A 19,490-nucleotide genomic window follows, 5' to 3' on the forward strand; every position below is an offset into this window, starting at 1 on the left:
TCTTCCTCAGGGTCCCTTCAGCCGGGATTTTCTAGCGTGGTCGTCATGACAGCCATCGCAGCGCAGCCGGCCGTGGACAGCGGTGCGGCACCGCAGTGGATCAACGACCTCATGGACGCGCTCGGCGCGCCGGGCGCCGGCCTCGCCATCGCTCTGGAGAATCTCTTCCCTCCCCTGCCGAGCGAGGTGATCCTGCCGCTCGCCGGGTTCGCGGCGAGCTCCGGCCGGATGAACGTGATCGCCGTCCTGCTGTGGACGACGGCGGGGTCGGTGATCGGCGCGCTCGCCCTGTACGGGATCGGCGCCCTGCTCGGCCGGGACCGCACGGTGGCGATAGCGGGGAAGCTGCCGCTGGTGAAGGTGTCCGACATAGAGAGGACGGAGGCGTGGTTCCTCAAGCACGGGACCAAGGCCGTGTTCTTCGGCCGGATGATCCCCATCTTCCGGAGCCTGATCTCCGTGCCGGCGGGTGTCGAAAGGATGCGGCTGCCGGTCTTCCTCGCCCTGACCACGCTGGGCAGCGCGATCTGGAACACCGTCTTCGTCCTCGCGGGCTACGCGCTGGGGGACAACTGGTCCCAGGTCTCGGGCATCGCCTCCACGTACTCGAAGGTGATCCTCGCGATCGCCGCTCTGGCTCTGCTGGTCTTCATCGGGTTGCGTCTGCTGCGGCCGGGAGCCGGCCACCGCAGGCGGGGCCGCGGACCCGACGGGCGGCAGGACATACGACCGCCCGCCGACGGCACCGGCACCGGCACCGGCACCGGCACCCGGGACGATGCCGGTGATCCGCACGGCCGGGTCAGCGAGCCGGGCTCACCGCACGCTGGAACTCCCGCAGGATCCGCTCACCGGCCAGGACACCGCGCTCGGGCAAGGCGTTGATCGTCGGAGCGGACCAGCCGGAGTCGGCCAGCTCGCCGTGGCCGGGGCGCCAGCCGCGGTCGGCGGCGAGGAGCAGGTCGGCGTCCAGGAGCGAGTCGCCTGCGGCGAGGGTGAGTTCGGCACCGGTGCGGCGGGCGACCTCGTGCACGGCGGCGCTCTTGGTGAGCGGCTTGGGGACGGCGTAGATCTTCCGGCCCTGGAGGGACACGGTCCAGCCGCGGTTCTCGGCCCACACGGCGAGTTCCTTCACCCAGTCCTCGGGCAGGAGTTCGCGCTCGACCACGAGGTAGGCGAAGAGGTCCTCGGCGACCCGGTGCTTGCGCACCCACAGCGGGTCGGCGGTGTTCATCAGGTGGTCGCGGACCTCGGCCAGCGAGGCGCATTCGTCGGCCAGCCGTGCGGTCACCCGCGCGTGCCACTCGGGGTCGGACACGCCGTCCACCAGCAGGTGGCCGCCGTTGGCGCAGATCGCGTACTTCGGTTCCGGGCCGGGGAGGTTGATGCGCTGGTACTGCTTGCGGGTCCGGGTGGTGGTCGGCACGAAGACCGCGGTGTCGCCCAGGTCGGTCAGCAGTTGGGCGGCCGTCTCGGTCATGTAGGAGAGGGGTCTGCTCTCGTAGACCTCCACGCACAGCAGGCGTGGTGCCCTCAGATCGGGCATGGTCAGCCCGAGCGCGGCCGCCGAGTAGATCAGCGTGCGGTCGAGGTCGCTGGCGACGAGCACCGGCATCACAGCGTCACCGCCGTGCCGTCGGCGCCGGTCGCGCCCCGCGTGTACTGGGGGTGGATCAGCCCGACACAGGTGTAGGGCAGGTCGGCGACCTCCTCGACGGGTACGCCCCGCTGTTCGGCCAGCAGGCGCACATGGTCCAGGTCGGTGCCGGCACCGGCCCGGGCCAGCACCTTCCAGGGGACGCGGCGCAGCATCACGCGGGTGGTCTCGCCGACGCCGGGCTTGACGAGGTTCACGTCGTGGATGCCGTATTCCTCGCTGATGCGCTCGACGGCGGCCCAGCCCTCCCAGGTGGGGGCACGGTCGGCGGAGAGCAGCTCCTTCGCCTGGGCGTCGACCGTGTCGGTGACGTCCGCGAAGCGGGCGGAGACGGCGTCGAGGAAGGCCGGCGAGAGGTCGGCGCCGGCGAGTTCGCGGTAGAACTTCGCGCCGTGGAAGTCGTGCGGGCCGACCAGGTCGTCGCGGAGCACGGTGCGGGATATCAGGCCGGAGACGGTGGAGTTGAGGCAGGCGGAGGGGATGAGAAAGTCGTCACGAGTGCCGTAGGTGCGTACGCAGGAACCGGGGTCGGCCAGTACGGCGATCTCCGGGTCGAAGCCGGTGACGCCGTCGGAGGCCTCGAAGTCGCGCAGGGCGGCGGCGAGTTCGCGGGTGATGGCGCCCTTGCCGGTCCAGCCGTCGACGAAGACGACGTCGGCGGGGTCATGGTGGTCGGCCAGCCAGCGCAGCGCGTTGGCGTCGATGCCGCGGCCCCGGACGATCGACACGGCGTAGTGAGGGAGGTCGAGATTATGACGGAACTGCGCCCAGCGGCGCATCAGAACGCCTACGGGGGTGCCCGCGCGGGCGAGGGAGACCAGGACGGGGCGGGGCGATCGTTCCGCGAGCACGATCTCGGTGACGGCGCCGACGGCGCGCGCCAGCCGGGCCGCGGACGTCTCCAGCGCCGCGTGGAACAGGTCCTGGTACTGCTCGCTGGGCTGGTACTCCACGGGCAGCGACTCGGCGTAGTGTGCGCCGCCGCTCTGGATCGCCTCCTCGCGCTCCTCGGTAGGCGCCTCCAGCGTCACGTCCGAGAGGTCCTGGAGCAGCCAGCCGACCTCGTCGGGCTCGTACGAGGAGAAGTCGGGGCCGCGCAGGGGCTCGGGCAGCATGGAGGGCCTTTCGGGGGCGTGCGGGTGGTGCGGGACGTACGACGGGACGACCGCGAGCAGGACGTGGGGGACGTGGGCGGCGAGCCGGGCCGGCAGTCCGTCCGGGGCGTGCAGCGCGGGGGTGTCGGCGACCGAGTCGACGACGGCGACGACGGCGTCGAAGCCGACGCCCGCGACGTTGTAGGCGTAGCGCTCGCCGGGGCCGTCGGCCGGGTCGTCGTGCGCGGGGAAGACCAGGCGGGTGCGTATGGCGTAGCCGGGGTCGTCGACGGCGAGGACGGGAGAGCGGGTGGTGGTGGAGTAGCGCACCTCGATGTCTGGGGTCTGCTCCAGCGCGTGGGCCAGCCGCAGGGGGGCGTACATGAGTTCCTCGAAGCCGAGGACGAGCACGCGGCGGGCCCCGGCGGGCAGCGCCTCGGCGATTCGCGCCGCCATGCCGGGCAGGGCGCCCTCCAGCCGGTCGCGGTGGGCGGCGGTGAACCCGTGCCGCCCGCCGTCGGGGATCCCGGCGGGCCAGTCCAGTTCGACCCGTGCGACGGAGCCGGACGGTTGCGGGTCGGACGCCTTGGCGGGTGCTGCGGCGTTCGGCGCGCCGTCCGTGCCGCGCGCCTCGTGGCGGGCGACCAGTTCCTGCCCCTTCTCCAGTACACCCGGCGGCAGTTGGACCGTGCCCGAGGCGGTTGCCACCAGGTCCACGCGGGCGCCGATCTCCCGGGCGAAGTCCTCAAGTCGGCCGGCGTCCGCGGGCGAGCGCATGTCGACCAGGGCCACCACGACGTACCGCTTGCGGGGATAGCGCTCGTGCAGGGCGCGAATGGTGTTGAGCACCGTGTTGCCGGTGGAGAACTCGTCGTCGACGAGGACCAGCGGCCCGTCGCCGGCCAGCAGCGCCGGATCCTCCGGCAGCAGGAGGTGGGAGGTCGCGTGCGAGTGGGACTCCTCGAAGCCGCCCGCCCGGGCGACACCGGTGACCGGACGGCGGGTGGAGTGCAGATAAGGGGCGGGGCCCAGGCCGTCGGCGACGGAGTGGCCGAGTCCGGTGGCGGTCTCCGCGTAGCCGAGGACGACGGCGTGTCCGGCCGCCTGCGCGCCGAGCAGTTCACGGACGCGCCGGCCGAGGGCGACGCCGTGGCCGTAGACGACGGAGGGCGACTGCGGAACGTGTTTGCCGAGCACGTTGGAGACGAGCAGGTGCGCCCGCTTGGGGTTGCGGCGCAGGGCGACTCCCAGCAGACCGGTCAGTGTGTCGTCGCCGGTCAGTTCGACGCCGAGCCGCTCGGCGACCCAGCTGCCGGACCACACTCCGGCGCGCCCCTCGGCGTGCGCCCTCTCGGTCATGTACTCGTGCCTCCCGTTGTCCGTCGCGGCATGGGCCCTGGCGTCGGTCATGGATTCCTTGCGTTCAGTCGGACAGGCCGGCGGCGAGGAGCTCCACGAAGCCGATGTCCTCGTTCGCCACCCCGAAGATCTCGGCGCGCAGCAGTGTCCGCTCGGCCCAGGCGCGGTGGGGCTTCACCTCGTTCATCTTGTTCGTGTAGGCCGACCGCATCACACCGCCGCCGCACCGTTCGGGCCGCAGGATGTCCTGGGCGTCGCTGAACTCCTCGTGGCTGACCACGGACAGCGCGTGCACGGGGAGCACGTGCGAGGGGTGGATGCAGGTCTTGCCCAGCAGGCCGTTGGCACGGTCGAGGGAGATCTCCCGCAACAGGCCGTCCATCGAGTGCGCGATGAGCTTCTGACGGAGTTCGACGGCCTGTCCTTCCAGGAAGGGGCTCTGGCGCAGTTGCGGTTTGAACATCCTCTCCTGGACGCGGAAGTACTCCCACACCGGTCCGGTCACCGTGAATCCGGTGCCGTCGGCGCGGGCGAGCATGTTCACCACGTCGGCGATCACGGAGGCGACGATCTGGACGTCGTAGGCCGTCATGTCGGGGCCTCTGCGCAGCCCGTAGGAGGAGCAGAAGTCGGTCACGCCGAGCCGCAGGGCGAGTACGCGGTCGCGGTACTTGTCGACCGCGCGGAAGATGCCCTCCAGCGTCTGCACCCGGGACTCCCGGTACAGCAGGTCGGGGGACTCCAGCACGGGCATGGCGAAGAGTCTGTGGCCGCTGGCGGCCTCGGAGGCGGAGAGCGCCTCCAGGAAGGGCATGCCGCGTTCCTCGGTGAACTTCGGCAGCACGAATCCGGACAGCAGCCGCGCGGCGGGGCCGAGGCGCCGTACGAGGTCGGGTATCTGCTCGGGGGTACGGACCCGGACGAACAGCAGGGGGAGGTCGGAAGGGGAACGTTTCGCCAGGTCCGCGAGCTGACGGACGAGGTTCGCCTCGCCGAGGGGTACGTCGGCGTCGCCGATCGAGTCCTCCAGGCAGAGCACCATCGACACCAGGCCGCGCGCGCTCTGCTTCAGGATGTCGTCGGCGAGGCCGGGTCTGGTGGCCGGGCTGTAGAGCGTGGCACCCAGGGCCGCGGACAGCAGCCGGGCCGGGGAGTCCGCCGTGAAGGAGCAGGGCTCCTGATGAAAGAGACGCTTCCGCACATCAGGGGCTATCTGTCCGAAATGACGCATTTAAACTCCCCCGTGGTGTCTGGGCGACCTGTGATTCGTCGAAAGGTGGCCGGTAATAGTACGTACGTATCCATGTCGGAGGTTCCCACCGGGCATGAATTCCAGGTAACCCGGCCATGTCGGCGATGGCCACCCGGGGTGAGCGGACACGAGCCGAGTACCCGCCCCCGCATTGTCGTGACCAGGACCGAGAGGGCAGGATGACGGCATGACGCACGCGATGCTGAAGGGGTCGAACGTCCCGCTGCAAGCCACCACGGTACGCGCCGTGCTGCGCTGGACACCCGGGCAGGGGGTTCCCGACGTCGACGCCTCCGCGTTGCTGCTGGGACCGGACGACCGCGTGCGTTCCGACGAGGACTTCGTCTTCTACAACCAGCCCCGGCACCCCTCCGGGCAGGTCTGGCGGCTCGGCAAGAAGCGGGTCGCCGAGGGCCTGACGGACACGATCCAGACGGATCTCTCCGGGGTCGAGCCCTCGGTGGGCCGGATCCTGCTGGTCGCGTCGGCGGACGGCGTCACCTTCGACCGGGTCCAGTCACTGCGCATCCTGGTGCACGACGCCTCGGCCGACGCGGAGCCGCTGGCGTACTTCGACGTCACACCGGAGACCGGCCAGGAGACGGCGCTGATCTGCGGCGAGCTGTACCGGCGCGGGGACGGCTGGAAGTTCCGGGCGCTGGGCGAGGGGTACTCCAACGGGCTCAAGGGCCTGGCCACCGACTTCGGCATCTCGGTGGACGAGTCGGAGGGGGCGGACGACCCCATGTCGGCCTCCCGGCCCCAACCGGTGCCGTCCGCTCCCTCCCAGTCCGCACCCGACCAGCCGACGCCGGCCCAGTCCGTGCCCTCGGCCGTGGTGGTCGGACCCGACCACCCGACGACGGTGCAGCCCCTCCCGGAGGCCTCGCGGCCGCTGCCGCCGGAGCAGCCCGCCGGCGTACCGGCGCAGCCCGCCTACGGCTATCCGCAGCAGCCTCCCGCGACGCAGCCCGCCTACGGCTATCCGCAGGCGCCCGCAGCGGCCGGGGTGGCCGGAGCGCAGTCCGGCTACGGCTATCCGCAGCCGGTCACGGGCGCACCCGATCCGGACTTCAGGCTGCCTCCGCAGGGACCGCAGTTCGTCGGACGGTAGTCGGGGCGGCGGCGGCCCGGCCGCGTGGCGGCTCTCCAGCTCAGCGGCTCGGGCCGGGACTCATCGCTCGGCCTTGCTCTTGTGTCCGCGGCCCCATTGCAGGCCCCACCCGTACAGCCGGTCCAGCTCTCCCTGGAAGCCGTACACGAACTTCACCTCGCGGCGGACGAAGATCTCGTCCTTGATGTTCTCGATCATCACCACGGCGCAGGACCGGGCCTGCGGATGGCGCTCGTCGAGGCCTATCTCGATGCGGGGACCGTTGCTCGGGTAGAGCGTGACGATGGCGTGGGTCCGGTCGAAGGCGGGGGTCTGGTCGTAGATGTAGGCGAAGAGCAGCAGGCGCTTGATGGCGTCCTTGTGGTCGAGGTTGACGTAGATCGTCTCGCCGGAGGCCGAACCGAAGCGGTCGTCGCCGCTGAGTTTGACGTACGGCGGGGCGTTGACGTCGCCCAGGAAGCCGCCGAGCGGCTGGACGACCCCGCGGGTGCCGTCCTTGAGTTCGTAGAGGCAGCCGAGGTCGAGGTCGACGTTGACCATGCTCTGGCTGTGGCCGACGACCTCGGGGGGCTTGAGCGCCTTGAAGGGATGCCGCAGCAGGCTCTCCCGCTGGACGCCCATGATGTCGGAGGTCCGCATCCGCCAGGAGAGGTTGATGCGCAGATTGCCGGTCGCCGCGCCCTGCTTGGTCAGGGAGACCTGGCTGTGCCGTTTGGTCAGCTGGATGGAGTTGGTCGCCGCACTGCCCGAGTCGAACTCGGACTCGCGACCGCGCCACAGTCCGTCCAAGAAGCCCATTGCCGCCCCCACCTTCACTCGACCGCCGACGGGGCGGCCCCGAGGAGTCGTCCTCGTCGGCCGCCCCGCACAGAGCGTTCCTCACCCGGGCCGTGTTCACACCAGTGGTACGGGCGCACCGGGGGCGCACCCTGCCCGGGAACGAAAGGGTTTCACACCCCGGAGGAGACCTCCGCCTTTTCCTGGTCGCCGTCTCCCCCGGCCGCCGCGATCGCGCGGTTGCGCCGTACCGAGGACCAGAAGGACCAGGCGATGAGGACGACGCCGACGAGGCCGGTGATGATCTCGTGGATCTGGTACTGGATGGTGACCAGGAGGATGATCGCCAGGGCGCCGATGGCGTAGTGGGCGCCGTGCTCCAGGTAGACGTAGTCGTCGAGGGTGCCCTGGCGGACCAGGTAGACCGTGAGCGACCGGACGTACATGGCGCCGATGCCCAGGCCGAGGGCCATCAGGACGATGTCGTTGGTGACGGCGAAGGCGCCGATGACACCGTCGAAGGAGAAGGACGCGTCCAGGACCTCCAGGTAGAGGAACATGAAGAACGCGGCCTTGCCGGCCAGCTTGACGGCCGACTTGGGCTTCCCGGCGCGTTCGGCTGCCTCTTCCTCCTCGTGCTCCCGCTCCTCCTCCTCTTCGAGTTTGTCCTCGAAGTAGCCGGAGAGGCCGCCGACGATCATGTAGGTGATCAGACCCGCGATGCCCGCGAGCAGGACGGTTTCCGCCTTGTCGGCGTGGGCGCCGCCGTGCTGGTGGGCGTGGGCGCCGAAGGTGATCGCGGAGACCAGCAGCACGACCAGGGCGATGCAGACCGACAGCATGTCGACCTTGCCGAGCTTGGCCAGCGGGCGCTCCAGCCAGGCCAGCCACTTGATGTCCCGGTCTTCGAAGATGAAGTCGAGGAAGATCATCAGAAGGAACATGCCGCCGAAGGCGGCGATCGACGGATGGGCGTCCGTCACCAGCTCCTGATAGCGGTCCTTGTTGTTGAGCGCGAGGTCGACGGCCTCGATCGGTCCGAGCTGGGCGCTGATCGCCACGATCACGACGGGGAACACCAGGCGCATGCCGAACACGGCGATGAGGATGCCGATGGTGAGGAAGATCTTCTGCCAGAAGGCATTCATCTTCTTCAGGATCCCGGCGTTGACCACCGCGTTGTCGAAGGACAGCGAGATCTCCAGGATGGAGAGGATCGCCACGATGCCGAAAGCGGTCCACCCCCCGTAGAAGACCGCCGCGACCAGGCCGAGCGCGGTGACCGCGAACGACCAGCCGAAGGTTTTCAGAAGCACTGGCTACCCAATCGTGTGTGTACGGGGCTCCCCCGCGCCGTACTCGGCTTTACGAAACGTTGACTCCGAAGTCTAGAGCGATGCCCCGAAGCCCCGACGCGTACCCCTGCCCCACTGCACGGAACTTCCACTCGCCCTGGTAGCGGTAGAGCTCGCCGAAGATCATCGCGGTCTCCGTGGAGGCGTCCTCGCTCAGGTCGTACCGGGCGAGTTCCTGGCCGTCGGCCTGGTTGACGACCCGGATGAAGGCGTTGGCGACCTGGCCGAAGGTCTGGCCGCGCTCGTCGGCCGCGTGGATCGAGACCGGGAAGACGATCTTGTCGCACTGGGCGGGCACCTTGGAGAGGTCGACGAGCAGCGACTCGTCGTCGCCGTCGCCCTCGCCCGTGAGGTTGTCGCCGGTGTGCTCGATCGAGCCGTCCGGGCTCTTGAGCTGGTTGTAGAAGACGAACCACTCGTCGCCGAGCACCCGGCCGCTGCTGCACACGAGTGCGCTCGCGTCGAGGTCGAAGGGTGCTCCGGTGGTGGAACGCGCGTCCCAGCCGAGCCCGACCAGTACCTGTGTGAGGTTCGGTGCGGCCTTGGACAGGGAGACGTTGCCTCCCTTGGCAAGCGTGACGCCCATGGTGATGGTCCCTCCCCGGGTGATGGTTCTTGGGTTTCCTGCGCGTCCGGCGCCGCACGTAAACCGTGCGGCGCCGGACGTATCGAGACCGTGGCCTCGCCGGACGTTCGAGGCCGTCGCCCCGGTGGTCGGGTCGCTCAGACGTTCACGCCGAAGTCCTGGGCGATGCCGCGCAGGCCGGAGGCGTAGCCCTGGCCGATGGCGCGGAACTTCCACTCCGCGCCGTGGCGGTACAGCTCGCCGAAGACCATGGCGGTCTCCGTGGAGGCGTCCTCGCTCAGGTCGTAGCGGGCGATCTCGGCCTCGCCGGCCTGGTTGACGACGCGGATGAACGCGTTGCGCACCTGGCCGAAGGACTGCTGACGGTTCTCGGCGTCGTAGATCGAGACCGGGAAGACGATCTTCTCGATGTCGGCGGGGACCGTGGCGAGGTTGATCTTGATCTGCTCGTCGTCGCCCTCGCCCTCACCGGTGATGTTGTCGCCGGTGTGCTCGACGGATCCGTCCGGGCTCTTCAGGTTGTTGAAGAAGATGAAGTGCGCGTCGCTGGCGACCTTGCCGCCGCTGTTCAGCAGCAGCGCGCTGGCGTCGAGGTCGAAGTCGGTGCCGGTCGTGGTGCGGATGTCCCACCCCAGACCGACGATGACCGCGGTCAGGCCGGGGGCCTCCTTGGTCAGCGAGACATTGCCGCCCTTACTGAGGCTGACTCCCACGAGTCCTCCATTGGTGTCCAGGGGCGGGGTGCCCCGTAGTGCGTGGATATCGGATCAACGATTCGATCCTAGTGACGGGTTCCCGCCCCCCGCAGTCCCCGGCGTCGACAAATCACGTGGTGTCGACAGGTGATGCCGACCCGTGATGCCGCCCGGGGGCGCCGGTCACAGAGTGTCGAGCGCCTTCACGTACTCGGTCAGGTCACGGGCGTCCGGCAGGCCGTTGACCACGGTCCAGCGCACGACGCCCTCCCGGTCGACGATGAAGGTGCCGCGGACGGCACAGCCCTTGTCCTCGTCGAAGACGCCGTAGGCGCGCGAGACGTTGCCGTGCGGCCAGAAGTCGGACAGCAGCGGGTACTCCAGGCCCTCCTGCTCGGCGAAGACGCGCAGGGTGTGGATGGAGTCGTTGGAGACGGCGAGCACCTGGGTGTCCCGGTCGGAGAACTGCGGCAGGTTGTCGCGCACCTCGCACAGCTCGCCGGTGCACACGCCGGTGAAGGCGAAGGGGTAGAAGAGCACCACGACGTTCTTCCGGCCGCGGAAGTCGGACAGCCGGACGGTCCTGCCGTGGTTGTCCTTGAGTTCGAAGTCGGGGGCCTTGTCGCCGACCTGGATCGCCATGTCCTGTTTCGTCCCTTCCGAGGATGGTTCGCTGGAAACACCCTACGCAGGGACGATCGCGAACCCGCGGACGGGCCGACCGCGGTCGGCCCGTCCGGAGTCCGTGGTGGTGCGGAGCCTGGGGCTACCGCTTGGACTTGGCGGCCTTGGGCGTAGCCAGCCGGCTGCCGCTCCAGTCCTTGCCGACGCTGACACTCTTGGACGCCGTCAGTCCGGCGGTCGTCGACGCCTCCGAGATGTCACTGGCCTCGACGTACCCGTCACGGCCGGTCTTCGGCGTGAGAAGGAGGATCGAGCCGCCTTCTTCGATGTACGTGGTGGCATCCACCAGCGCATCCGTCAGGTCGCCGTCGTCGTCACGGAACCACAGCACGACGGCATCGGCCACGTCCTCGTAGTCCTCGTCCACCAGCTCGCCCTCGACGGCGCCCTCAATGGCCTCGCGGAGCTCCTGGTCGACGTCGTCGTCGTAGCCGATCTCCTGGACCACCTGCCCGGGCTGGAACCCCAGCCTGGCGGCAGGGTTCGTCCGCTCCTCCGCGTGGTCCGCGGTCGCGCTCACGGGTTGCCTCCTGATCATGTTTCGGTAGATGTCTTCAGCCACGCGCGTGCGCGAAGCTTGGCCGTAGTCCACACGGGCGGGACGGATCGCGCAAGTACCCGGCGTCTGGGACCGCCGAAACGGTGACGATCCCGGCCGTGTCGCCGCAACTCCAGCCATGCCCTCCAGCCCGAAGGTGACGTACACCACACCTATCTGCCCCGTTTGCGTATTTGGGAACCATGTGTGGGTACGAGACTCGAATGAACGTGCCCCCCGATTCTCACGGGAGAACCGGTTACCCCACGGTACAGATGACGATTGCCCCCGTGAGGTACACGATGGGGAATCGGCGCAGACACCCGGAAAAGTGGCCCTCTGACAGCGAAGGAACAGCGTGGCTTCCGCATCCGATCGCAATCCGATCATCATTGGCGGCCTTCCGAGTCAGGTTCCTGACTTCGATCCCGAGGAAACCCAGGAGTGGCTCGACTCCCTCGACGCCGCCGTCGACGAGCGCGGCCGGGAGCGGGCCCGCTATCTGATGCTGCGGCTGATCGAGCGGGCCCGCGAGAAGCGCGTGGCCGTGCCCGAGATGCGCAGCACGGACTACGTCAACACCATCCCGACCAAGAGCGAGCCGTTCTTCCCCGGCAACGAGGAGATCGAGCGCAAGATCCTCAACGCCACCCGCTGGAACGCCGCCGTGATGGTCTCCCGCGCGCAGCGGCCCGGCATCGGCGTCGGCGGCCACATCGCGACCTTCGCCTCCTCCGCGTCGCTGTACGACGTGGGCTTCAACCACTTCTTCCGGGGCAAGGACGAGGGCGACGGCGGTGACCAGGTCTTCTTCCAGGGGCACGCCTCGCCCGGCATCTACGCGCGCGCGTACCTGCTGGACCGGCTCAGCGAGCAGCACCTGGACGGCTTCCGGCAGGAGAAGTCGAAGGCGCCGCACGCACTGTCGTCGTATCCGCATCCGCGGTCGATGCCGGACTTCTGGGAGTTCCCGACGGTCTCGATGGGCCTCGGCGCGATCGGCGCCATCTACCAGGCGCGGATGAACCGCTACATGCACGCGCGCGGGATCACGGACACGTCGCGTTCGCACGTGTGGGCCTATCTGGGTGACGGCGAGATGGACGAGCCGGAGTCGCTGGGCCAGCTCTCCATCGCCGCCCGCGAGGGCCTGGACAACCTGACCTTCGTGATCAACTGCAACCTCCAGCGCCTCGACGGCCCGGTGCGCGGCAACGGCAAGATCATCCAGGAGCTGGAGTCGGTCTTCCGGGGCGCCGGCTGGAACGTGATCAAGCTGGTGTGGGACCGCACCTGGGACCCACTGCTCGCCCAGGACCGCGACGGCCTGCTGGTCAACCGCATGAACACGACCCCGGACGGCCAGTTCCAGACGTACGCCACCGAGTCCGGCGCCTACATCCGCGACCACTTCTTCGGCGACGACCACCGGCTGCGCGCGATGGTCGAGAACATGACCGACGACCAGATCCTGCACCTGGGCCGCGGCGGTCACGACCACCGGAAGATCTACGCGGCGTACAAGGCGGCCCAGGAGCACAAGGGCCAGCCGACGGTCATCCTCGCCAAGACGATCAAGGGCTGGACCCTGGGCCCGAACTTCGAGGGCCGCAACGCCACGCACCAGATGAAGAAGCTGACGGTCGACGACCTCAAGCGCTTCCGCGACCGGCTGCACCTGCCGATCTCCGACAAGGAGCTGGAGTCCGGCCCGCCGCCGTACTACCACCCCGGCCGGGACACCGAGGAGATGCAGTACATGCACGACCGGCGCCTGGGCTGCGGCGGCTACGTGCCGACCCGGGTCGTGCGGTCGAAGCCGCTCGCGCTGCCGGAGGAAAAGACGTACGCGACCGTGAAGAAGGGGTCGGGGCAGCAGTCCATCGCGACGACGATGGCCTTCGTGCGCCTGCTGAAGGACCTCATGCGGGCCAAGGAGATCGGCAAGCGCTTCGTGCTGATCGCGCCGGACGAGTACCGCACGTTCGGCATGGACTCGTTCTTCCCGAGTGCGAAGATCTACAACCCGCTCGGGCAGCAGTACGAGTCCGTGGACCGCGATCTGCTGCTCGCCTACAAGGAGGCGCCGAACGGGCAGATGCTGCACGACGGCATCTCCGAGGCGGGCTGCACGGCCTCGCTGATCGCGGCCGGATCGGCGTACGCCACTCACGGCGAGCCGCTCATCCCGGTCTACGTCTTCTACTCGATGTTCGGTTTCCAGCGCACCGGCGACCAGTTCTGGCAGATGGGTGACCAGCTGGCGCGCGGTTTCGTACTGGGCGCGACCGCGGGGCGTACGACTCTGACCGGTGAGGGACTGCAGCACGCAGACGGGCACTCGCAGTTGCTGGCCTCGACGAACCCGGCGTGCGTGGCGTACGACCCGGCCTTCGGGTTCGAGATCGCGCACATCGTCAAGGACGGGCTGCGCCGGATGTACGGCGGGGACGAGCAGCACCCGCACGGCGAGGACGTCTTCTACTACCTCACCGTCTACAACGAGCCCATCCGGCACCCGGCCGAGCCCGAGAACGTCGACGTGGAGGGCATCCTCAAGGGCGTCCACCGCTTCAGCGAGGGCACGGGCGGCTCCGTCCCGGCGCAGATCATGGCGTCCGGCGTCGCGGTGCCGTGGGCCGTCGAGGCCCAGCGGATCCTCGCCGAGGAGTGGAACGTGCGCGCCGACGTCTGGTCGGCGACCTCCTGGAACGAGCTGCGGCGCGAGGCCGTGGCCTGCGAGGAGCACAACCTGCTGCATCCCGAGGAGGAGCAGCAGGTGCCGTGGGTCACGCGGAAGCTGGCGGGCGCTCAGGGGCCGTTCGTGGCGGTGTCCGACTGGATGCGGTCGGTGCCGGACCAGATCGCGCGGTGGGTGCCGGGGACGTACCAGTCGCTGGGCGCGGACGGCTTCGGCTTCGCGGACACGCGGGGGGCGGCGCGGCGGTTCTTCCACATCGACGCGGAGTCGATCGTGGTGGGCGTGCTGAGCGAGCTGGCGCGGGAGGGGAAGGTCGACCGGTCGGTGCTGAAGCAGGCGATCGACCGGTACCGGCTGCTCGACGTGAGCGCGGCGGACCCGGGGGCGGCCGGCGGGGACGCGTAGGGCGTACGCGGGTGTACGTGGCTCACCCCCGTCCGTGGCGGGCGGGGGTGGGAACATCTGGGCGACGGGTGATGCCGCGGGCGGCTAGAACATGCCGTAGCCCGGGCTTGCCGCGCCGACGAGCCAGATGAGCGCCAGGAGCGTGTCGATGGCTCCCAGGACCAGGGCGACCACGGCCGGTACCGGGCGGGACCCCGCCCAGCTTCGGCCCATGGCGAGCCAGCCGCAGACGATCGCCACGGGGCCGAGGACGATCCCCAGCACGAAGAACCCGGCGACCGCGCAGACGACTCCGACGATCGCGAGCGTCGCGCGGTCCGGCCCGGTCCGTGACCACGTCCGGCCACGTGAGCGGGGGTGCCTGCGCGATCCCTGTCCGAAGCTCGCCATCATCAACTCCCTGAACTCCTCGTGAAGTTCGGGTACCCGCGTGTGGCGTGTCATGCCTGCTTCGAACGTGCTGCCTGCGCGCCGCCCCCCTCCGGCAGCGCGCCGCAGCCTCTGGCCCTCCGTGCCCTGCGGAGGACTTGACCCACTGTGACCTGCGCTGTCCCGCCGAGGGGAGGGTTCGCGCGCCCTGTCACCCTGATGGACGAATCGAGTGACAGGGCCCGCGGACTTCGTGGGCGCGGATCAGATGTGGCCCGCGCCCGCGCCCGCCTCCGCGTTGGCACCGCGCTTGGTGAGGAAGGCGACGAACACCGCCACGACCGCGATGCCGGCCGCGACGAGCGAGGCCAGGCTCATGCCGGAGATGAAGGTGTCGTGGGCGACGTCCGCGATCTTTCCGGCGACCTGGGCCGGGGTGCCCTCGGGCACCGGCGGGACGCCGACCTGGACCGCCTCGGAGGCCTTGTGGGCCTGTTCCGGCGTCAGCTCGGGAAGCCCCGCGTCCGCCCAGTTGCCGGCCAGGTCGCTGTCGACCTTGGAGGCCATCACGGCGCCCAGCACGGCCGTGCCGAGGCTGCCGCCGATCTGCATCGCCGCCTGCTGGAGACCGCCGGCCACGCCCGACAGCTCCATCGGCGCGTTGCCGACGATGACCTCGGTGGCGCCGACCATGACGGGCGCGAGGCCGAGGCCCAGCAGGAGGAACCAGATCGACATGACGGCGGTGCCGGTGCCCGTGTCCAGCGTGGAGATGCCGTACATGGCGAGCGCGGTGAAGGCCATGCCGCCGGCCAGCGGGATGCGCGGGCCGACCTTGGTGATCATCACGCCGGCCAGCGGCGAACCGACGATCATCATGCCGGTGAGCGGCAACAGGTGCAGACCTGCGTCGACCGGGCTCATGCCGTGCACGTTCTGCAGGTAGAAGGTGACGAAGAACAGGCCGCCCAGGAAGGCGATGGCCATCAGGACCATGAGGACCACACCGGCCGACAGCGCCACCGAGCGGAACATCCCCAGCGGGATCAGCGGTTCCTTCACCCGGGTCTCCCACAAGGAGAACAGGACGAAGCCCACCACCGCCCCACCGATGTACAGCCAGGTCTGGCCGGAACCCCAACCCCACTCGGGGGCCTTGATGAGGGCCCAGACGAGAGCGAACATCGAGGCCGACAGCAGCACGATCCCGACGACGTCGAAGGAGCGCGGCGCGTTCTCGGCCCGGTGGTCCAGCAGGATCAGGACGCCGAGCACGACGGCGAGGATGCCCACCGGCACGTTGATGAAGAAGACCGACTGCCAGTTGACGTGCTCGACCAGCACACCGCCGAGGATCGGGCCGCCCGCGGTGGAGGCGCCGATGACCATGCCCCAGATGCCGATGGCCATGTTGAGCTTCTCGGCCGGGAAGGTGGCCCGCAGCAGGCCGAGCGCGGCCGGCATCAGCAGCGCGCCGAACAGGCCCTGGAAGACACGGAAGACGACGACCGCCCCGATGCTGCCGGACAGTCCGATGGCCCCGGAGGCCGCGGCGAAGCCGGCCACACCGATGATGAAGGTCTGCCGGTGGCCGAAACGGTCACCGAGCTTGCCCGCGGTGATCAGCGCGACGGCGAGGGCGAGGAAGTAGGCGTTGGTGATCCACTGGACGTCCGCGAGACTGGCACCCAGGTCGTTCTGGATCGCCGGGTTGGCGATCGCCACGATGGTGCCGTCCAGGGCCACCATCATGACCCCGACCGCGACGGTGACGAGGGTGACCCACGGATGGCCGCGCAGTCCCCTGGTGGACGCGGAACCCGACGGGGCACCGTCGCCCGGTCCCGACTTGTCGAGCGTGGTCTGACTAGTCATACCGTGAGGCTAATGACAGCCTCTGACAGTTGACAAACCAATTCACGAGTCAGTAACTGACATTTTAAATTGCACCTGTGTCACCTGTGTGAAGGAGTGAACTCTTGGGCGGCCTGCGCGAACTCAAGAAGCAGCGCACCCGGGACCTCCTGCTGCGCTCCGCCCTCGAACTGTTCACCGAGCGCGGTTACGAGGAGACGACCGTCGACGACATCGCGGAGGCCGCCGCCGTCTCGCAGCGCACCTTCTTCCGCTACTTCGCCTCCAAGGAGGACGCGGCGTTCTTCGTGTCGCGGCTCGCGGAGTCGCGCTTCGTCGAGGCCGTACGCGCCCGCCCGCCCGAGGAGGCGCCCCTGGACGCCCTGCGCCTGGCCCTCGTGGAGAACTGGAGCACCATCGGCGAGGCCGTCGGGCAACTGGTCCCGCTCGAGCTGCACATGCGGTTCTACCGGGTGATCGAGTCGACACCCGCACTGCTAGCCGCCCATCTGCGGCGCGCGACGGAGCTGGAGGAGGAGATCGCCCGCGTCGTCGCCCGCCGCGAGGGCCTGGACGTGGACACGGACCCGCGGCCCCGTGTGGTCGTGGCCGTCTTCGGAGCGGTGATGCGGGTGACCGAGCGGATCTGGTCGGCACGGGACGACGCCAGTCTGGCGGCGCTGCGGGACCTGACGGCGTCCTACCTCGACCAGGTGGCGCCCGCGCTCACCGGGAACTGGCGCGACCGCCCCCTGGCCGGACCCGCGGATCCAACTCCGTAGCCGAGCGCCGGCAGCGCACCGAAACGTGATCCGTGTCACTGGATTCACGCGAGACCGTGCCGTTCTCCTAGTGTGTCCTCCCAGTGACTTCCTTCGACACCTCCCCGCAGCTGAACGTCTGGCGCGCACTGCTCGCCCTGGCCGTGGTGTTCGTGATGCTGGCGACCACCGGCTGGACCGCCCTGCGCAACCAGCGGGGCCCCACGGCCCTCGAAGCGTCGGTCACGGCCTGGGAGCACGGCCGGATCGACGGACGGCGGCTGCCCGACGCGCAGGCGGCACCCGCCCGGCTGGCCCGCTTCTTCGCCTCGCTCTCCGAGTGGCAGCGCGGGAGCCTGGCCCGCCGCTATCCGCTGGCCGTGGGCAACATGAACGGCGCCCCCGTCCAACTGCGCTACCTCGCCAACCGCGCCGCGCTGCACAAGGCGCGGACGGTGGAGCGGGAGCGCATGCACGACGAGCGGCTGTCCCCGGCCGGGCAGCGCGAGGCCGGCCGACGCATGCGCAACTACGAGTCGCTGCTCGACCCCGACCGGCACGTCCTCGCCTTCGACCCGGCGGGCTCCGGCAAGGTCGCCGAGGTGTTCGGGAACCTGAACCGCGCCGACCGCGTGTCCGTCGTCGTGCCCGGCGTGGACACCGAACTGCTCACCTTCCAGCGCACCGACCGCAAGAAGTACTCGGCGCCCGTCGGCATGGCCGAGTCGCTGTACGCGGCCGAGCGCGCGACGAGCCCCGGCACCGGCACGGCCGTGATCGCCTGGGCCGACTACACCTCCCCCAGCGGGCTCGGCATGGAGGCGGCCACGGCGAACCGCGCCGAGCACGGGGCGGTGCGGCTGAACGCGCTGCTGCGGGCGCTGCCCGGCCGCGCCCCGGTCTCGCTGTTCTGCCACAGCTACGGCTCGGTGGTGTGCGGCCTCGCCGCCGACGCGCTGCCCGCCCGGGTGACCGACATAGCGGTGGCGGGCAGTCCCGGCATGCGCGCCGAGAACGCCTCCCACCTGGACACCTCCGCCCATGTGTGGGCGATGCGGGACGCCGACGACTGGATCCAGGACGTGCCGTACCTGGAGGTCGGCGGCCTCGGGCACGGTGCCGACCCGGTGTCCGCCGCGTTCGGTGCCCGGGTGCTGTCGGCACGGGGCGCCGAGGGGCACGCCGGCTACTTCGTACCGGGCACGGACAGCCTGCGGAACTTCGCGGAGATCGGGGTTGGCGCATACCGCACGGTGGCCTGTGCCGCCGAAGACGACACATGCCGGGCGGGTTTGTCCGTGGCGACGGCGGCCGGACGCGCGTAGAGGCGCAGAAACTCCGGTTTGCACGGGGAGGGGACGGAGAGGCTCGTGCCGCATACGATGAGCCGCATGGGTGACGTACTGGCCGGATTTCATGCCGCCTGGGAGTTCGAGTCCGACTCCGTGCTCATCCGCTACGAACGGGGGATTCGAACACCCAAGCTGTTCCAGGCCCTGGGGGAGCGCCGTGTCCCCCTGGAGGCGATCGCCGGCGTGACGCTCACGCCCGGCCGGCGTGGCACCGTCGTGCTGCGCGTCGAACCACGTGCGGGCGCCGACCCGCTGATCGAGGCGGCGGCCGGACAGCTGAAGGAGAGCGGCGACCCCTACCGCCTGGTGCTGCCCGCCGAACGCGAGACGCTCGCGGAGTACTACGCCGACGAACTGCGGGCGCTGCTGACCGAGTCCGGCGAGACCGAGCGGTACCTGGTCGCCGCGCCCGAGGCACCGCTGCACTTCAAGGCGTACGACGGGAAGGCGTCCTTCGACGGGAAGGCGGTGTCCTTCCGGTGGTCGTGGACGGGCGCGTCGTCGGCGAAGTGGAAGGCCGGCGACCAGAGCTTCCCGGTCGGCGACCTGGGCGGCGTGGAGTGGCGGTCCCCCGAGGTGTTCGAGGGCTACCTGCGGCTGCTGCCGCGCGACCTCGCCGCCTCCTCCGTCTCCGCCGTCTCCTCCGCCCCCGCCGCACCGGCCGTCCCGCAGGCCGACCAGGACCCGGCGGCGGTCGTGTTCGGGCTCGGGTACGGGCCGGTGCACGAGTCGCTGCCGTTCGCCGCCGCGGTGCTGGCGGCGGTGCGGGACCGGGGCCCCGCCGTGCCGGTTCCGGTGCCGGCGCCCAGGCGCGACCCGGCGGACATCGCCGAGCGGATCCGGCACCTGGGCGAGCTGCACCAGCAGGGACTGGTGACGGACGAGGAGTTCTCCTCGAAGAAGGCGGAGTTGCTGGCGGAGCTTTAGCGCACCCCCG

At 69.9% G+C, this 19,490-nt stretch carries 17 protein-coding genes; 6 read left to right on the plus strand and 11 right to left on the minus strand.

The window, feature by feature from the left end; all coding sequences use genetic code 11:
- Positions 1–45 precede the first annotated feature (45 nt).
- Entirely contained in the window at positions 46–885 is an 840-nt protein-coding gene (locus ACGH7X_RS12085; RefSeq protein WP_399884525.1) for a DedA family protein, read from the plus strand.
- Here ACGH7X_RS12085 and ACGH7X_RS12090 read toward each other — a convergent pair.
- The 3 genes from ACGH7X_RS12090 to ACGH7X_RS12100 form a co-directional block, all read right to left on the minus strand.
- Complete coding sequence (locus tag ACGH7X_RS12090; RefSeq protein WP_399884527.1) at positions 803–1,615, minus strand: HAD family hydrolase; 813 nt, start codon at positions 1,613–1,615, stop codon at positions 803–805. The two genes, ACGH7X_RS12085 and ACGH7X_RS12090, sit on opposite strands and share 83 nt — an antisense overlap.
- Complete coding sequence (locus ACGH7X_RS12095; RefSeq protein ID WP_399896964.1) at positions 1,615–4,110, minus strand: phosphoribosyltransferase; 2,496 nt, start codon at positions 4,108–4,110, stop codon at positions 1,615–1,617. The genes ACGH7X_RS12090 and ACGH7X_RS12095 overlap by 1 nt, the downstream gene beginning before the upstream one ends.
- 64 nt (positions 4,111–4,174) lie before the next feature.
- Positions 4,175–5,341 carry an HpcH/HpaI aldolase/citrate lyase family protein gene (locus ACGH7X_RS12100; protein ID WP_399884529.1) on the minus strand — a complete coding sequence of 389 codons (1,167 nt, stop codon included), beginning with the start codon at positions 5,339–5,341 and terminating at the stop codon, positions 4,175–4,177.
- Between the two features lie 208 nt (positions 5,342–5,549).
- Here ACGH7X_RS12100 and ACGH7X_RS12105 point away from each other — a divergent pair, with 208 nt between their 5' ends.
- Positions 5,550–6,476 (plus strand): TerD family protein, encoded by a 927-nt coding sequence (locus ACGH7X_RS12105; protein WP_399884531.1) that lies wholly within the window; start codon positions 5,550–5,552, stop codon positions 6,474–6,476.
- A gap of 60 nt (positions 6,477–6,536) precedes the next feature.
- Here the strand turns inward: ACGH7X_RS12105 and ACGH7X_RS12110 are convergent, their stop codons facing one another.
- The 6 genes from ACGH7X_RS12110 to ACGH7X_RS12135 all read right to left on the minus strand — a co-directional run bounded on the left by ACGH7X_RS12110 (position 6,537) and on the right by ACGH7X_RS12135 (position 11,093).
- Positions 6,537–7,274: a Tellurium resistance gene (locus ACGH7X_RS12110; protein ID WP_399884533.1), complete on the minus strand. Its 738-nt coding sequence runs from the start codon at positions 7,272–7,274 to the stop codon at positions 6,537–6,539.
- A gap of 152 nt (positions 7,275–7,426) precedes the next feature.
- A complete protein-coding gene (locus ACGH7X_RS12115) occupies positions 7,427–8,569 on the minus strand; it encodes a DUF475 domain-containing protein (protein ID WP_399884535.1) in 1,143 nt (380 codons plus the stop codon).
- Between the two features lie 49 nt (positions 8,570–8,618).
- The gene (locus ACGH7X_RS12120; protein ID WP_399884537.1) at positions 8,619–9,194 is read right to left on the minus strand and encodes a TerD family protein; all 576 of its coding nucleotides are present in this window, start codon (positions 9,192–9,194) and stop codon (positions 8,619–8,621) included.
- Positions 9,195–9,331: 137 nt separating this feature from the next.
- Entirely contained in the window at positions 9,332–9,907 is a 576-nt protein-coding gene (locus tag ACGH7X_RS12125; protein WP_003976436.1) for a calcium homeostasis/redox stress adaptation protein, read from the minus strand.
- A 165-nt stretch (positions 9,908–10,072) separates the two neighbouring features.
- Positions 10,073–10,531 carry a peroxiredoxin gene (locus ACGH7X_RS12130; RefSeq protein ID WP_399884539.1) on the minus strand — a complete coding sequence of 153 codons (459 nt, stop codon included), beginning with the start codon at positions 10,529–10,531 and terminating at the stop codon, positions 10,073–10,075.
- A 124-nt stretch (positions 10,532–10,655) separates the two neighbouring features.
- Entirely contained in the window at positions 10,656–11,093 is a 438-nt protein-coding gene (locus ACGH7X_RS12135; protein ID WP_007449195.1) for a DUF3052 domain-containing protein, read from the minus strand.
- Between the two features lie 376 nt (positions 11,094–11,469).
- Between ACGH7X_RS12135 and aceE the strand changes: the two genes are divergently transcribed.
- Positions 11,470–14,217 (plus strand): pyruvate dehydrogenase (acetyl-transferring), homodimeric type, encoded by a 2,748-nt coding sequence (gene aceE, locus ACGH7X_RS12140; RefSeq protein WP_399884541.1) that lies wholly within the window; start codon positions 11,470–11,472, stop codon positions 14,215–14,217.
- A gap of 84 nt (positions 14,218–14,301) precedes the next feature.
- On the opposite strand, the gene ACGH7X_RS12145 is transcribed toward aceE, so the two are convergent.
- Together ACGH7X_RS12145 and ACGH7X_RS12150 are read right to left on the minus strand one after the other, a co-directional pair.
- Positions 14,302–14,610, minus strand: coding sequence for a small hydrophobic protein (locus tag ACGH7X_RS12145; RefSeq protein ID WP_399896967.1), 309 nt, complete (start codon positions 14,608–14,610; stop codon positions 14,302–14,304).
- Positions 14,611–14,850: 240 nt separating this feature from the next.
- Entirely contained in the window at positions 14,851–16,461 is a 1,611-nt protein-coding gene (locus ACGH7X_RS12150; protein ID WP_399884543.1) for an MFS transporter, read from the minus strand.
- 104 nt (positions 16,462–16,565) lie between these two features.
- Between ACGH7X_RS12150 and ACGH7X_RS12155 the strand changes: the two genes are divergently transcribed.
- From ACGH7X_RS12155 to ACGH7X_RS12165, 3 genes are all read left to right on the plus strand, one after another.
- Complete coding sequence (locus ACGH7X_RS12155; RefSeq protein ID WP_399884545.1) at positions 16,566–17,222, plus strand: TetR family transcriptional regulator; 657 nt, start codon at positions 16,566–16,568, stop codon at positions 17,220–17,222.
- 83 nt (positions 17,223–17,305) lie between these two features.
- Positions 17,306–18,526: an alpha/beta hydrolase family protein gene (locus ACGH7X_RS12160; protein ID WP_399884547.1), complete on the plus strand. Its 1,221-nt coding sequence runs from the start codon at positions 17,306–17,308 to the stop codon at positions 18,524–18,526.
- A 66-nt stretch (positions 18,527–18,592) separates the two neighbouring features.
- Positions 18,593–19,480: a DUF4429 domain-containing protein gene (locus ACGH7X_RS12165; RefSeq protein ID WP_399884549.1), complete on the plus strand. Its 888-nt coding sequence runs from the start codon at positions 18,593–18,595 to the stop codon at positions 19,478–19,480.
- Positions 19,481–19,490 lie beyond the last annotated feature (10 nt).

The sequence above is a fragment of the Streptomyces sp. BBFR51 genome, assembly GCF_044591655.1.
Classification (GTDB): domain Bacteria; phylum Actinomycetota; class Actinomycetes; order Streptomycetales; family Streptomycetaceae; genus Streptomyces.

What these genes read in the sequence shown, in the direction of transcription:
- ACGH7X_RS12085 (WP_399884525.1), top strand. Translation starts at nt 46, where the DNA reads ATGACAGCCATCGCAGCGCAGCCGGCCGTGGACAGCGGTGCGGCACCG.
- ACGH7X_RS12090 (WP_399884527.1), bottom strand. Translation starts at nt 1,615, where the DNA reads ATGCCGGTGCTCGTCGCCAGCGACCTCGACCGCACGCTGATCTACTCG.
- ACGH7X_RS12095 (WP_399896964.1), bottom strand. Translation starts at nt 4,110, where the DNA reads ATGACCGAGAGGGCGCACGCCGAGGGGCGCGCCGGAGTGTGGTCCGGC.
- ACGH7X_RS12100 (WP_399884529.1), bottom strand. Translation starts at nt 5,341, where the DNA reads ATGCGTCATTTCGGACAGATAGCCCCTGATGTGCGGAAGCGTCTCTTT.
- ACGH7X_RS12105 (WP_399884531.1), top strand. Translation starts at nt 5,550, where the DNA reads ATGACGCACGCGATGCTGAAGGGGTCGAACGTCCCGCTGCAAGCCACC.
- ACGH7X_RS12110 (WP_399884533.1), bottom strand. Translation starts at nt 7,274, where the DNA reads ATGGGCTTCTTGGACGGACTGTGGCGCGGTCGCGAGTCCGAGTTCGAC.
- ACGH7X_RS12120 (WP_399884537.1), bottom strand. Translation starts at nt 9,194, where the DNA reads ATGGGCGTCACGCTTGCCAAGGGAGGCAACGTCTCCCTGTCCAAGGCC.
- ACGH7X_RS12130 (WP_399884539.1), bottom strand. Translation starts at nt 10,531, where the DNA reads ATGGCGATCCAGGTCGGCGACAAGGCCCCCGACTTCGAACTCAAGGAC.
- ACGH7X_RS12145 (WP_399896967.1), bottom strand. Translation starts at nt 14,610, where the DNA reads ATGATGGCGAGCTTCGGACAGGGATCGCGCAGGCACCCCCGCTCACGT.
- ACGH7X_RS12150 (WP_399884543.1), bottom strand. Translation starts at nt 16,461, where the DNA reads ATGACTAGTCAGACCACGCTCGACAAGTCGGGACCGGGCGACGGTGCC.
- ACGH7X_RS12165 (WP_399884549.1), top strand. Translation starts at nt 18,593, where the DNA reads ATGGGTGACGTACTGGCCGGATTTCATGCCGCCTGGGAGTTCGAGTCC.